Genomic DNA, 14567 nt, shown 5'->3' with positions numbered 1-14567 from the left:
CAACGAAAAAGCCCAAGAAATTGGGCTTTTTTTATCATTATCACAAATTTAATATTGTTTAAATTTTATGAAGTGCATTAAGTTGCTTAGCAACTAGATAATAAAAAGTCATACGACTTTTTCTACGCTCTCCAGACATCATCTCAGCCACTTTTGAAACAGCCATTTTAGCACTCTTCTCATCGGCTTCTAAAACATCTTGAACCCATTTTTCAACACGTTCTAACTCTTTTGGATCCGATGTAGCAACAAGCGCTGCATCCTGCTTTTTCATCACTAAAGCTAAACGACGGCTAAGTCGTTCTACTGCTGCTTCATCGGGATTTGAATCATATAGTTTAATATCTGCTAGATTATTTGTCATTTTGCATCATCTCCTCTCCAAAAATGAGCGGACTATACTTTACAGCCGCATCATATAGCTCCATAAATAATTAGAGGATTAAAAATATTAACAACCCCCCTTTTCCTAAGACTGTTCTTCATCTATATTTAGAGGGCTGGTTCACCAGCTATGGTAATAAATGGACGGTGAAATAAACCTATTGGACCCGGGGGCGGTACCCGGCGCCTCCACCAAAATATAAGAAACCAAAATTATATTTTGGTGGGGGCGAAATAGGATCGACAAGGGTGTAAAGATCGCTCTTTTACTCGGCATTGTACCACCGTTATCGGGCTAAATGAGTAGTTGCAAATGACAACTATGCGGAAGCACGTCTCGCCGCTTAAGGTGGTGTGAATGTTTCAATTTGAGCCTTAAACCGTCGCAGGTTTAAGCGGGGTTCGGAGGCACCTGGCAACAGAAGCCTTCACTTTTTTAAATGTTGTTGATTGATCTTTCAGACATTATCAGACATTATTTACCATAGAGTTTCGTATTTATTCGATTTATTGAGGTGCATCGTAGAAAAAATCTGCTAATTTAAAATATATTCTGTCACACAATATCAATACGCCCCATTCTGCTACGTGAAATAAAAGGAATAAACTTCGATGGTTAAAGATCAAATCCGTTACGATATTCTCGTTCAGGATGCGCTTCGTGGAGTTATCCGTAAAGTTTTATCGGAAGTTGCCAAAGCAGGTCTTCCGGGAAATCATCATTTTTTTATAACTTTTTTGACAAATGCCCCAGGCGTTAAAATTTCTCCTCGGCTAAAAAATCGCTATCCTGAGCAAATGACAATCGTCTTACAACATCAATTTAGAGATCTCAGTGTTTCAGAAACAGCTTTCGAAGTAACCCTCTCTTTCAGGGAAATAACCGAAAAGCTCGTGATTCCTTTTACTTCCATTCAGGTCTTTTATGATCCTGTAGCAGCATTTGAAGCAGCATTTGATCTGCCCTCAAATCTGACCTCTGGAGAAAGTGAAAATTCAGAAAATACCTCAACTACGCCTATTACCTTATCAAACAAACAAAAAAAAGAAAATACGCTTACAAAAGAACAAAATCTCAGTACAAATAAAGAACCTTCAAATAACGATGCAAAACAAAATCAAAGTGCTGATGTTGTCTCTTTAGATTCCTTTCGGAAAAAATAATTTTTCTCATGACTGAATTGATTAATCTTCGCCAATTTCGAAAACAAAAAAAACGTACAGAAAAATCTCTTTGTGCTGAGCAAAATCGTTATCGTTTTGGACGAACAAAAACTGAAAAAAATTTTGAGCAGCAAAAATCTTTAAAAATGCAAAAATTTCTTGATCAAAATCGTTTGCGAAACGACGAATAAAGGTGGAAAAATGCACGAAAATAATTCTATCGATTGGTCAAAAGTCATTCCACGAAAGATATCTGTTCGCGTTGATGGACACGCAACAAGCGTCTCTTTAGAACCACCATTTTTAGATATTCTAAAAGATATAGCCCGCAAAAAAGGACAATCTTTAGCCTTTATTATTACCGATATTGATAGCAAAAGACCACAACAAGTAAATCTTTCGGCTTCGTTACGCGTTTATGCCCTTCAAAGCGTTCTCACCCAAAGCCTTTAATGGTTGTGCTTATTTTTTTACGTTCTCTTTCTGTCTGTTCAACTGAAACTGTTGTGACTTTTTAAGAGAAGTTTTTTTAATCTAGAACTTCAATAAAAAAAAGACTACAAAAGAGAGATAATGAGTAATTTTTCTGATCATACCATACCTTTCTTTGAAGAAGATTCCCCTCCAGACCATGATAAGAAGAGCTCTGGTTTTTTCTCCCATACTCTAAAAGAACAAAAATCATATAACACAGACTATTTAGAACAACTCAATCCAGAACAGCAACAAGCTGTTATGAATACTGAGGGACCTCTTTTAGTTCTTGCAGGTGCTGGTACAGGAAAAACACGCGTTTTAACAACCCGTATTTCTCACATTTTACGCTCTGGACTTGCCTCTCCTCAGCAAATACTTGCTGTCACTTTCACCAACAAAGCAGCACGTGAAATGAAAATACGTATTGGTGAACTTATTGGAGAAGTTGTTGAAGGTATGCCTTGGCTTGGAACCTTTCATTCCACTGGAGCTAAAATTTTACGCCGTCACGCAGAGCTTGTTGATTTAAAAAGAAACTTTACAATTCTCGATAGCGATGATGTTCTTCGACTTTTAAAACAACTTATTCAAGCTGAAGGATTAGACGATAAGCGTTGGCCCGCACGAAACCTTGCCATGATGATTGATTCTTGGAAAAATCAAGGACTCTCACCAACACATATCTCAAAAAGTGATGCTCATTCCTTTGGTAATGGCATGGGACGTGAACTTTATCACAGTTATCAAAATCGATTAAAAGATCTTAATGCTTGTGATTTTGGTGACCTTCTACTTCATTCTATCTCTATCTTCCAACATAATCCAGATATCCTTCGCGAATATCATTCTCAATTTCGTTATATTCTCGTCGATGAATATCAAGATACAAATACAGCACAATATCTTTGGCTTCGCCTTTTGGCCCAACATCCTCAAGGTCAACATGTTAATCTTTGTTGTGTTGGCGATGATGATCAATCCATTTATGGATGGCGTGGTGCAAAAGTCGAAAACATATTACGTTTTGAAAAAGATTTTCCTTCTGCTAAAATTATTCGTCTAGAACGCAATTATCGCTCAACATCTCATATTCTCAAAACCGCCTCCCATCTCATTGCGCATAATGAAGAAAGACTGGGAAAAGTCCTTTTTTCTGCTCAAATAAAGAGCGAGGAAGAAAAGGTAAAAATTCATTCAGCATGGGATTCGGCAGAAGAAGCACGAGCAATTGGAGAAGAAATCGAACGCGCACAACAAACCGGTCATGCATTAAATCATATGGCGATATTGGTACGCGCATCATTTCAAATGCGTGAATTTGAAGATCGCTTTGTAACGCTTGGCCTTAATTATCGCGTTATTGGTGGTCCTCGTTTTTATGAGCGAATGGAAATACGTGATGCCATGGCTTATTTACGCGTTGTTGTCCAACCCACTGATGATTTAGCTTTTGAGCGTGTTATTAATACACCCAAACGCGGCATAGGAGATGCAACCCTGCGCATTCTTTATGAGAGTGCACGTGCACGTGCTGTTCCTCTCTTTTCTGCTGCCGCAGACATCATTGAAACAGATGAATTAAAGCCTAAGGCACGCAGTGCGTTACGAAGCCTCATTGAAAACTTCCGCCGCTGGCAAAATATGCTTCAAGACACTCCTCATAGAGAACTTGCCGAGATCGTCCTTGATGATTCTGGTTATACAACCATGTGGTTAGAAGATCGCTCACCAGAGGCTCCTACAAGACTAGAAAATCTTAAAGAAATGATTCGTTCCATGGAACAATTTGAAAATCTTCAAAGTTTTTTGGAACATGTTGCACTCGTTATGGAAACGGAAAATAATGAAAATATGGATGCAGTCAACATCATGACACTTCATTCAGCCAAAGGACTTGAATTTGAAACAGTTTTTCTTCCAGGTTGGGAAGAAGGACTCTTTCCCCACCAGCGCTCATTAGATGAAGGTGGACGTTCAGGATTAGAAGAAGAACGGCGTCTTGCTTACGTAGGTCTAACAAGAGCAAAAAAACATTTGCATATATGGTTTGTATCGAATCGAAGAATTCATGGACTTTGGCAACCTGCTCTTCCCTCCCGTTTTCTAGATGAATTACCAGCAGAACATATAGAAGTTGTAGAAATGGAAACATCCTATGGTGGTTATGGAAAATCTTCCTTTCAATATCACGATTCTTTTTATAATGACTATGCAACACCAAGACAAAAGCGTGCACAAAAAAACAAGAATATTGAAGGGAAAGTTATCTCTCAATCAATCTCTCATGTACCATCAGATTTTTCTGTCAATGATCGGATTTTTCACATAAAATTTGGTTATGGTCATATTACAGCAATAGACGATCATAAATTGACAATAATGTTCGAAAAAGCCGGAGAAAAGCGTGTACTAGACAATTTTGTAAACAAAGCTTAATTACAAGCAAACCATGATCCGTTTTTCCAAGAGATCATTTTGTTTTATTCTGACTATCATTTCCATTTACGAACAAAGGCTTCAATGGGCAGATTTTGCATATCAGGCAATGCGTCGTGAATTTTATCAAGTGGCCAATCCCACCAAGCCATATTTAAAAGGCATTCTATCACATGATTGGGAAAACGCATCCGCAATCGCTTAGCAGGCACCCCAACGACAATCGTATAAGGCATAACATCTTTCGTTATAACAGCGTTCGCGCCAATGATAGCGCCATGACCAATTGTCACTCCAGGCATAATAACCGCACCATGTCCAATCCACACATCATGCCCAATAATAACACGTTTTGCACAACGCCTTTCACGAAAACCACTATCTAATGCCATATAACGAAAATATTCGTTTGGACGATAGGTTATTTTATGCGTTGAAACGCGCTCCATAGGATGCTCCAACGCATTCATCCGTACATGAGATGCAATAGAACAAAAACGGCCAATATCGCTATAAATAGCCTCACTATTACGCTCTAAATAAGAAAAATCTCCAACGGTTACATCCCGTAAAATCACCCGCTCATTAATTTCCACATAGCGCCCTAATTTACAACCATGCAGCCGCGCTGTCGTATGGATACGAGGTTCACTTTCATGAAATCGAAGATCTTTCTCAATATTCATACATCTTTCACCAATGTTTTATCAATAGATATGGAAAGACATACCAATCAAGCCAATAAAATCAACCATGAAACAAACATTGCAAAACAAACCTGCCGATGTTACAATTTCTCGATCTATCTAAGAGAGTCAAACTATGAAAAATGTAATACGCATCTTGGGGCTGACAATCATATTTCTTGCAGGTGTTTTTATTTATGATACGCTGACAAATAAGCCTTTAGGTGATAACTTTACTCTCACTGATTCTAATGGAAAAAATATTACTGAGGCTGATGTTCGAAGCAAGCCTTCAATAATTTTTTTCGGCTTCACTATGTGTCCTGAAAGCTGCCCTACCACACTGATGAATCTTGATCGATGGCTTACAGCCCTTGGGCCTGAAGCTGATAAATTAGGTATATGGTTTGTGACTGTTGATCCTGAACGTGACACACCAAAAGTACTCCATGATTATCTCAGTAATTTTAACAATAAAATTGTTGGCATTAGTGGAGATCCTGATAAAGTTCATAAAATGGTCAATTCTTTCAACATCGTTGCTGAAAAAGTCCCTGAAACAGATGGAAACTATACATATAACCATACAGCAGCAATTTTTTTACTCAAAAAAGGTGGAAAATTAGCTGGCGTTATTCGTTATGACACGAAAGAAAGCGATAGCGAATTAAAAGATGAAATCGCCATTGAACGGTTAAAAAAACTCATCTTAAACTAAAAAAAGCCGATCAAAAGAAAGAACAGCATGTCGCAACAAATTCGCCTCTATTATACTGCTTCTAAAAATGAAGCAGAACGGTTCTATACCCTTATAGAAACAGCCTTTGACGAAGAAGGTTATCCTCTTGCTCTTACAGAGATAGATGAACAAAATGCTGTATATGAGCTTTCTCTATATGTCGATCAAGACAATCAAGAGAACGCATTAAAACATTTTGCAAGCGTTCTCTCTATAGATTTTGATAAAATTAATATGGAAGTTTTACCCAACATTGATTGGGTACAAAAAAGCCTAGAAGGACTAAAACCTGTGCAAGCTGGTCCTTTTTTCCTTCATGGAAGTCACAACCGAAACGCCATTCCAGCAAATGTTCTCCCTATTGAAATTGAAGCTAATCAAGCTTTTGGCACCGGACATCATGGAACAACAGCCGGTTGTTTAGAAATGATTGCCAAAGTCATGAAACACGAAAATCCAAAAAATGCCCTTGATCTTGGTACTGGGAGCGGTGTACTAGCCATTGGCATAGCAATGCTCAAACCCATTACTGTGCTTGCGTCCGATATTGACCCAATTGCTGTTCAAGTTGCACAACACAATATCGAATTCAATGGTGTCAAGGAATATATTACAGCTATTACAGCAACAGATTTTTCCCATGATGCAATTGCATCACGAACCCCTTTTGATCTCATCGTTGCCAATATCCTTGCTAATCCGCTTATTGAACTTGCGCAAGAAGTGGTAACGGCACTTCAAAAAGGGGGATCACTTATACTCTCTGGAATTCTTGAAGAACAACATGCCCATGTTTTGGAGACTTATATAAAACAAGGACTGAAGCATATCGAAACATACCACCGGCAAGGATGGGTTACGATACACCTGAAATAAAATAAAAGAAAAGGACGTCGTTATGTATCAATCTTTTGAGGCGACAACAAATCCTGCTTATGCAGCAGAACGCATTTCTTGCCTTCGTAAAGAACTCGATCACCTTGGACTCGATGGTTTTCTTGTTCCGCGGTGCGATGAACACCAAGGAGAGTATGTCCCTCCTCATGCTCAACGCCTTAGCTGGTTAACCGGCTTTACTGGATCAGCTGGGATTGCACTGATTTTAAAAAACAAAGCCATCATATTTACAGATGGGCGATATAAGCTCCAAGTTCGCCAACAAACTGATCCTGATATTTTTAATTATGAAGATCTCATAACTTGTCCTCCCTCACAATGGCTTGAAAAAAATGGTCAAAAACTTTCTATTGGCTTTGATCCATGGCTCCACACGATTGCTGCCACCGATGCATTGAGAAACGCATTAGAAATGAAAGCAGGTGGAAAACTTGTAGAAGTTCAACATAATCCCATTGATTTGCTCTGGCATAATCAACCAAAGTTACCGCAATCTGCCTTATCAATTCACCCTCTCAAATATGCTGGGTGCGATACAGATGAAAAACTCGCTTTGATTTACAAAGATATACAGCAAACTCATGCAAATGCTTTTATTTTTACAGACCCCTCTTCCATTGCATGGACATTCAATATACGGGGCAATGATGTTTCCAACACGCCTTTTTCCCTTTGTTTTGCTCTCATTCCACTTAACGAAACACCAGCCTTATTCATTGACAACAAAAAACTTGGTGTAGAACAGAAACAATATCTGGAACGTTATGCAAAATTATATGAACCAGAACAGCTTATTCCCAAGATCAAAGAGTATGTTCAAAAAGGGACAGTGTTTGCCTTAGATCCACAGCTAACATGCGAAAAATTACGAACTGTTATTGAAGAAAAAAATAGCTCTTTTATCACACTTACCGATCCTGCTGCTCTACCACGTGCCATTAAAAATGACACAGAACTCAATGGCGCACGCAAAGCGCATCTACGCGATGGTGTTGCCCTAACCCGTTTTTTTTCTTGGTTAGATAAACAAATACCAGGGTCAATAAGTGAAATTTCTGCTGCTCAAAAATTAGAAGAATTTCGCATAAATACAGCAAAAGAAATGGGAGAAAAACTTGAAGATCTTTCTTTTGATACAATCTCCGCAACAGGAGAAAATGGTGCCATTATTCATTATCGTGTAACAACGCAAACAAATAAACAACTCAAAGCCGGTGAACTTTACCTCGTTGATTCAGGTGGACAATATCGTGATGGCACGACTGATGTCACACGTACAGTAGCAATTGGGAATATTGGAGAAGAAGAAAAACGCTGTTTCACTCTTGTTCTCAAGGGCATGATTACTCTTTCAACTGCTTGCTTTCCCAAAAGAACCCGTGGACAAGACCTTGATGCTCTTGCACGCATTGCATTGTGGAAAGCTGGTTTTGATTATGCCCATGGCACCGGTCATGGTGTTGGATCTTATCTTTCTGTCCATGAAGGACCGCAAAATATTTCTCGCAAAGGGTGCCAAGAACTCATCTCCGGTATGATTCTTTCAAACGAGCCAGGCTATTACCGCGAAGGCGCTTTTGGTATCCGTCTTGAAAATTTGATGATTGTGAAACCAGCACAAAAAATTGATGGTGGAGATATAGAAATGCTCTCGTTCGAAACACTCACACATTGCCCCATTGATCGACGGTTAATCCTTCCAGAGCTTTTGACACAAGAAGAACGACAATGGCTCAATGATTACCATGCGCGCGTTTATCAGATGAATGCACCTTACTTAAATGAAGAAGATAAAAAATGGGCAAAAGAAGCAACAATGCCCCTTTAAATGAAGCAACCTATAACTTTTACCCTTTCTACAAAACACAGGATTTTCTCTTTTTAAGGGAAAAATATGTATCTGCGTCAGGAAATATGAAAAATATTTCTACAAGATACTTCAAGTTTTTTGCTGGTATGGTAAACGCTAACCTAGGTGAAGCAAGATGAGATACACCTATACGTGGTAATACTTATCTTGGCGATCTCCATCTAGACACTCTCATATCCCTAGTTTCTTTATATGGAAACTTTCGTTATATTTTGTAACCCTCCGCATCGTATTTCTAAAACACCTATTATAACCAGCTTATTACGCTGTTTGGATTCAAAAATTCTGCATATTTATTCGAATAAATTTTACCTTTTTGTTTGCTTCACAATGATAATTTATATTATTTTAATTCTTGAATCATTTACAATAGCTGTAATTCATTATAATATATATTGCTACAATGAAATAGAATCTGCCATGAAATAAAATTAAGTATTTAGAATTAAAAGAAGGAGCATGATGATAACATCAGCGTTAAGGTTTTTTATTTATTTGCATAGTTAACAATACAATATTATTTTCTAGACTATTACTTACTGTTGAAAAAACGTTATCCACAATATAGATAGTTTCCAACTGCACAGTATAAAAACAACATATATGGAGGCATGTGTTTTTACCTGAATGTGTTATTCAGCTAAAAATTAACAACAATAACAGAGGATATAAAAACTAGATAACACAAAAACAGTCACGTAAATAAAGAAGATTCAAACTCTCTACAGAGTTTTACAAATGCTCTGAAAAATACACAATAAAACGTGTGTCTTATAGCTTATTAGTTAACAAAATCTTAAGCACAGATCTTAGTAATCTATATCCTTTCCTTATCCAGTATTTTAGAAATAAAGTGATTATCCTAATGCGTGTAATTTTATTTTGTTCCGTAATATTATTATTTGGATACTATATTGGACCTTCTGTATTGAATGAAATTACTAAATTTAAGCGAGTTCCTATTGCTGTATTTTCTGAAAATCAAGTCATTACTCCAAATCAGTACGATAAATTATATGAAGAATACGTAAAGACACAATATCCTGATAATATATACGAAGAACGCCTAGAAATTGCGAAAAAATATCTAGATAATAAGAGTTATGGTGTATATCATGTTCTAAGCCCTGGTATGATAGTGCTAATTCCTGAAAATATAAATCTTATCCATGCGAAAGTTGTTTGGTGTGCATGCCTTGTGGACTTATTACAGGGAGAGTATACTAAAAAATTTCCAGCATTATCCCTACCTACCTACATACATAAGCTACGTTCTCAATATAATTGGAAAGAAAGCGATTTCATTTGGGCAAAAAATTTGGTCATGAACTCGACAGATCCAATGTTTGGATATGCACGAATGGTATTTAATTCTGAAATATTCTCAGTCCAAATACTAGCTCTAATAAATGAAATTTCCTATGCTGAGAAATTTGAGAGAGATGAAGGAAGTCAGGAAAAAAATTATGCTGCTAGACGCATTAGCGAATATCCGAAATTTTGTAATGAAATTGGACAAGTGTACCATCTAATAATGCCTGATAAGTATAGGTACCAGTAATCTTTTATAAATTCAACATAATAAACAACTCGCATTTATATCCCTTATTCATTTATAGCGGAATGTTTATTATATTTTGTAATCTTCCGCGTTACATTTCTATTACGTCATTATAATCGATTTATTACGGCATTTTGGATTAAACTCTACATATTTGTTCAAAAATTTTACCTTTCTTCACAGTAATAGTTTATACCTTTTACTAATAATAACCTTGCATATTCTTCATCATAATAGTTTAAGTTTAATATTTAAGCTCAGCGTTAATCATTTTTAATAACTTAATAAATATCAAAATATATTGGCATTCTATGTTTGCAAAAAATAGCCCCTTTATCTCCTTTTTGATTCCAGCTCCCCCAAATGTAAGAGAGATAACCACACAAACAGCATATGCATCTTCTAGAAAACATCCTCTAAACATTATGTTTCTCAATCAGCTGTAGCCAAGCCTCTTCATCGATAACCTCAACACCTAATTCTTCAGCTTTAGCCAATTTGGAGCCCGCTCCAGGTCCTGCAACAAGAAGATCTGTTTTTTTAGAAAGTGAACCAGATGTTTTGGCCCCTAATCGCTCTGCCAATGCTTTTGCTTCATCACGTGACATATGCGCCAAAGTTCCTGTAAAAACAATAATCTTCTCCGCTATTGGTGAAGCAGCTATCATGATAGGTGCCTCATCAAGAGGTGTTACTTCTTCAAGCAAAACAGACAAAACTTCACGGTTATGCGCTTCTCTATAAAAATCAACAATTGCGCCCCCTACCTGTGGTCCAATTCCTTCAATATTGGTAAGTTCCATCCAAGCTTCATTGCCTTCTTTGTTTTCCTGCTCACATGGCATAAGTGCTTCCATAGCCGCAGTTTCAAAAGCTGTATAATTTTGATAAGCACGGGCAAGACGACGTGCATTGACCTCTCCCACATGGCGCATTCCTAATGCAAACAAAAAACGGCTCAAAGGAATTTCTCGGCGCGCATTAATGGCATCATACAGTTTCCGAACTGAAACAATACCAAAACCTTCCATATTTTCTAAACGTATCAAAGACTTTTCTTGGCGCCGTTGTAACGTAAAAATATCGGCTGGTGTATGAATACAAAGCGCCTCATCTTGAACATGGAAAAAGAATTCCACTTGTTTTTTCCCAAGTCCTTCAATATCAAAGGCATTGCGTGAAACAAAATGACGAATACGTTCAATCGCTTGTGCAGGACAAATAAACCCACCGGTGCATCGACGCACAGCTTCTCCTTCTTCGCGAACAGCATGACTCCCACACACGGGACACAGATGAGGAAACACAAAAGTAGAAGCATTTTTTGGACGCTTTGCAGTGACAATATCAACAATTTGAGGGATCACATCACCAGCGCGTTGTACAATCACGGTATCGCCTACACGGATATCACGCCCTTCACGAATGGGCTCTCCTTTATGACCAATTCCCTTAATATAATCCTCATTATGCAAACTGGCATTGGTCACCACCACCCCACCAACAGTAACAGGTGTAAGGCGTGCAACAGGCGTCAAAGCTCCCGTACGACCGACCTGAATGTCAATATCTTCCAAAAGCGCCATTGCTTTTTCTGCTGGAAATTTATGCGCTATTGCCCAACGCGGCGAACGAGCAACAAACCCCAAACGCTTTTGGAGCATCAAATCATTAACCTTATAAACAATACCATCAATATCATAGCTTAAAGAATGACGGCATTCTTCGATATCGTGATAATAGCAAATAATGTCTTCTACTGTCTTAAAGACTTTTGTTAATGGATTGATAACAAAGCCATACTCTTTTAGCTTTTTCATCATCTCCATTTGACTTTCTGCCAATATTTCACTCACCTCACCACAAGCATAAGCAAAAAATTGAAGTTTTCTGCTAGCGGTTATCCGTGAATCAAGCTGACGGAGAGAACCAGCCGCCGCATTTCGAGGATTGGCAAAGGTTAACTTGCCCTTCTCTTGTTGGCTGATATTTAGTGCTTGGAAATCCTCCCGCCCCATATAAACTTCACCACGCACCTCAATGATATCAGGAAAATCACCTTGCAAAACTTGTGGAATATCAGCAATTGTTCGGGCATTTGCCGTCACATTTTCACCGACAGTTCCATCCCCACGCGTTGCCGCACGCACAAGCTGCCCCTTTTCGTAGCGCAAAGACAAAGATAAACCATCAATTTTTGGCTCCGCTGTTATTTCCAACACTTGTGTTTCTGGAAGCCGTAAAAAACGACGAATACGCTCAACAAATTCAGTAACATCTTCAGAGCTAAACGCATTATCAAGTGAAAGCATAGGCTGTGCATGAACAGATTTTTCAAATTTTTCAGAAATTGGTGCTCCAATTTTATGTGAAGGAGAATCAATACGTATAAGTTCTGGAAAAAGAGCTTCAATTTCTGCATTACGACGACGTAAAGCATCATATTCTGCATCAGAAATTTCAGGCTGATCATCACGATTATAAAGCACATCATGACGTGCAATCTCTTTTGCCAACCACTCTAATTCACGTTCTGCTTCAACAGCTGTGAGATTTTTATCTGCATCTTTGTTCATAAAATCTATTCCAAATTACAAGCGCTGTCACAAGGGCCTCCCACGCCTCCTCATCAAGTGAATCTCAATAAATACAAGCTTTCCAATATTTTTATCGCTGACTAATTACCTTTATGCTAGAAGCTTTTGAGCCGCTGCACGCGCTTCTTCAGTAATCTGTTCTCCAGCCAACATACGGGCAATTTCTTCTGCACGCTCATGCTCTTCCATTTTATGAATCGCAGTAACAAAGCGTCCTTTATCATGACTCTCAATTTTTGAAATAAGAAAATGACCATGCGCTTTCGATGCAACCTGTGGAGCATGCGTAATAGCGAAAACTTGGACATGTTCTGATAAGCGTTGCAACCGTTGCCCAATAGCAGCTGCAACAGCCCCCCCAACGCCTGTATCAATTTCATCAAAAATCAGCGTCGGTGCTGATCCTCGATCAGATAAAACAACTTTTAATGCCAGCAAAAAACGGGATAATTCACCGCCAGAAGCCACACTAAGCATCGGCCCAGCACGTGTTCCAGGATTTGTCCGCACCCAATATTCAATACGATCACATCCCTCTGCACTCCGCTTTTCCATATCACTTTGCATTTCAACAATAAATTCAGCCCTCTCTAATTTCAATGCCGGCAACTCAGCCATAACACTTTCAGATAAATGCTTTGCTGTCTCCCGACGCTTTATTGTTAAGGCTTGCGCCAATGTATCATAATTTTTCTTTGCCTGCTCTGCCTCATCTTCAAAACATGTCAATATAGTCTGAGCCTCTTCAAAATCAGCGAGTTCTGCGTCCATTTTATCGCGTAACTGAATCAATTCATCCGCAGAAACTTGATATTTACGAGCAAAACCCCGAAGAGAAAAAAGACGCTCTTCTATCCGTTCCAATTCATCAGGTTCAAAATCTAATGCTCGTATTGCCGTCTCAATACCTTCTTGTGCTGTTGCAAGTGCATGCAATGCCTCATCAATAGATTTCACCACTGGTGCAATAAGTTCTTGCGCCTCAGGAATTTTCCGCTCCAAACGCCTCACCAAATTAGAAAGCACTGGGATTGGTGATTTTTGACCCGTTAAAAGATCATCCGCTTCTTTAATATCTGTCGCTATTTTTTCTAATTTAAGCATATCAGCACGACGAAGAGAAAGAGCTTCCTCTTCACCAACTTTAAAATCAAGCTTTTCAAGCTCTTCTACACACGCACGAAGATAATCAACCTCCCGTACAGCACTCTCTACTTTAAGACGCTGCCGTTGCAAACGCTCCTCAAATTCACGCCATGTGTGATAACACTGACGCAAATTTTCCACTTCATCTTCAAGACCACCAAAGGCATCTAATAATTGGCGATGTGTAGCAACATCAACAAGCGCACGATCATCATGTTGTCCATGGATTTCAACCAGCAAACGGCCAACACTCCGCATCAATGCAACACTAGACACCTGATCATTGATAAAAACACGGCTACGTCCATCACTTGATTGCACACGTCGTAAAATAATATCACCCTCATCATCAAGACCATTCTCACGAATAAGTTGACGTGCAGGATGTGAAACAGACACATCAAAAACAGCCGTGACCTGCCCGCGGTCAGCACCATGACGCACAAGCGAAGCACCACCCCGCCCCCCTAGAGCAAGTGATAAAGCATCAAGGAGAATAGACTTCCCCGCACCCGTTTCTCCAGTTAAAACCGTCAACCCCGCTGTAAAATGAATATCGAGCGTTTCGATCAAAACAATATTATGAATCGAAAGCTGTACCAACATAGAG

12 protein-coding genes and 1 other RNA gene are annotated in these 14567 nt (G+C 38.7%); 9 read left to right on the top strand and 4 right to left on the bottom strand.

Annotation, left to right across the window (positions count from 1 at the left end):
- Window positions 1-58: 58 nt before the first annotated feature.
- A complete protein-coding gene (locus tag ACFINH_RS05445) occupies window positions 59-364 on the bottom strand; it encodes a DUF2853 family protein (RefSeq protein WP_375618238.1) in 306 nt (101 codons plus the stop codon).
- A 96-nt stretch (window positions 365-460) separates the two neighbouring features.
- Here ACFINH_RS05445 and ssrA point away from each other — a divergent pair.
- The 5 genes from ssrA (at window position 461) to ACFINH_RS05420 (ending at window position 4461) form a co-directional block, all read left to right on the top strand.
- Window positions 461-817: a transfer-messenger RNA gene (gene ssrA / locus ACFINH_RS05440) on the top strand.
- Between the two features lie 179 nt (window positions 818-996).
- On the top strand, window positions 997-1548 hold the full coding sequence (locus tag ACFINH_RS05435; protein WP_375612012.1) for an SspB family protein: 552 nt from the start codon (window positions 997-999) through the stop codon (window positions 1546-1548).
- A gap of 8 nt (window positions 1549-1556) precedes the next feature.
- Window positions 1557-1739 carry a DUF4169 family protein gene (locus ACFINH_RS05430; protein ID WP_375612011.1) on the top strand — a complete coding sequence of 61 codons (183 nt, stop codon included), beginning with the start codon at window positions 1557-1559 and terminating at the stop codon, window positions 1737-1739.
- A 10-nt stretch (window positions 1740-1749) separates the two neighbouring features.
- Complete coding sequence (locus ACFINH_RS05425; RefSeq protein ID WP_375612010.1) at window positions 1750-2001, top strand: ribbon-helix-helix domain-containing protein; 252 nt, start codon at window positions 1750-1752, stop codon at window positions 1999-2001.
- A gap of 120 nt (window positions 2002-2121) precedes the next feature.
- Complete coding sequence (locus ACFINH_RS05420) at window positions 2122-4461, top strand: ATP-dependent helicase (RefSeq protein ID WP_375632341.1); 2340 nt, start codon at window positions 2122-2124, stop codon at window positions 4459-4461.
- Between the two features lie 56 nt (window positions 4462-4517).
- Here ACFINH_RS05420 and ACFINH_RS05415 read toward each other — a convergent pair whose 3' ends face one another.
- Entirely contained in the window at window positions 4518-5147 is a 630-nt protein-coding gene (locus tag ACFINH_RS05415) for a DapH/DapD/GlmU-related protein (RefSeq protein WP_375612008.1), read from the bottom strand.
- 136 nt (window positions 5148-5283) lie between these two features.
- Between ACFINH_RS05415 and ACFINH_RS05410 the strand changes: the two genes are divergently transcribed.
- The 4 genes from ACFINH_RS05410 to ACFINH_RS05395 all read left to right on the top strand — a co-directional run bounded on the left by ACFINH_RS05410 (window position 5284) and on the right by ACFINH_RS05395 (window position 10214).
- Entirely contained in the window at window positions 5284-5865 is a 582-nt protein-coding gene (locus ACFINH_RS05410) for an SCO family protein (RefSeq protein WP_375628847.1), read from the top strand.
- Between the two features lie 27 nt (window positions 5866-5892).
- On the top strand, window positions 5893-6762 hold the full coding sequence (locus tag ACFINH_RS05405) for a 50S ribosomal protein L11 methyltransferase (RefSeq protein ID WP_375632340.1): 870 nt from the start codon (window positions 5893-5895) through the stop codon (window positions 6760-6762).
- A gap of 22 nt (window positions 6763-6784) precedes the next feature.
- Entirely contained in the window at window positions 6785-8611 is a 1827-nt protein-coding gene (locus ACFINH_RS05400) for an aminopeptidase P family protein (protein ID WP_375632339.1), read from the top strand.
- A gap of 907 nt (window positions 8612-9518) precedes the next feature.
- On the top strand, window positions 9519-10214 hold the full coding sequence (locus tag ACFINH_RS05395; protein WP_375632338.1) for a hypothetical protein: 696 nt from the start codon (window positions 9519-9521) through the stop codon (window positions 10212-10214).
- A gap of 416 nt (window positions 10215-10630) precedes the next feature.
- On the opposite strand, the gene ligA is transcribed toward ACFINH_RS05395, so the two are convergent.
- Together ligA and recN are read right to left on the bottom strand one after the other, a co-directional pair.
- The gene (ligA, locus tag ACFINH_RS05390; RefSeq protein WP_375632337.1) at window positions 10631-12790 is read right to left on the bottom strand and encodes an NAD-dependent DNA ligase LigA; all 2160 of its coding nucleotides are present in this window, start codon (window positions 12788-12790) and stop codon (window positions 10631-10633) included.
- Between the two features lie 111 nt (window positions 12791-12901).
- Window positions 12902-14563: a DNA repair protein RecN gene (gene recN / locus ACFINH_RS05385; protein WP_375632336.1), complete on the bottom strand. Its 1662-nt coding sequence runs from the start codon at window positions 14561-14563 to the stop codon at window positions 12902-12904.
- Between the last annotated feature and the right edge of the window lie 4 nt (window positions 14564-14567).

The sequence above is a fragment of the Bartonella sp. AA74HLJMH genome (genome assembly GCF_042197045.1).
Classification (GTDB): Bacteria; Pseudomonadota; Alphaproteobacteria; order Rhizobiales; family Rhizobiaceae; genus Bartonella.
This window is presented reverse-complemented; position numbering and strand designations above follow the sequence as displayed.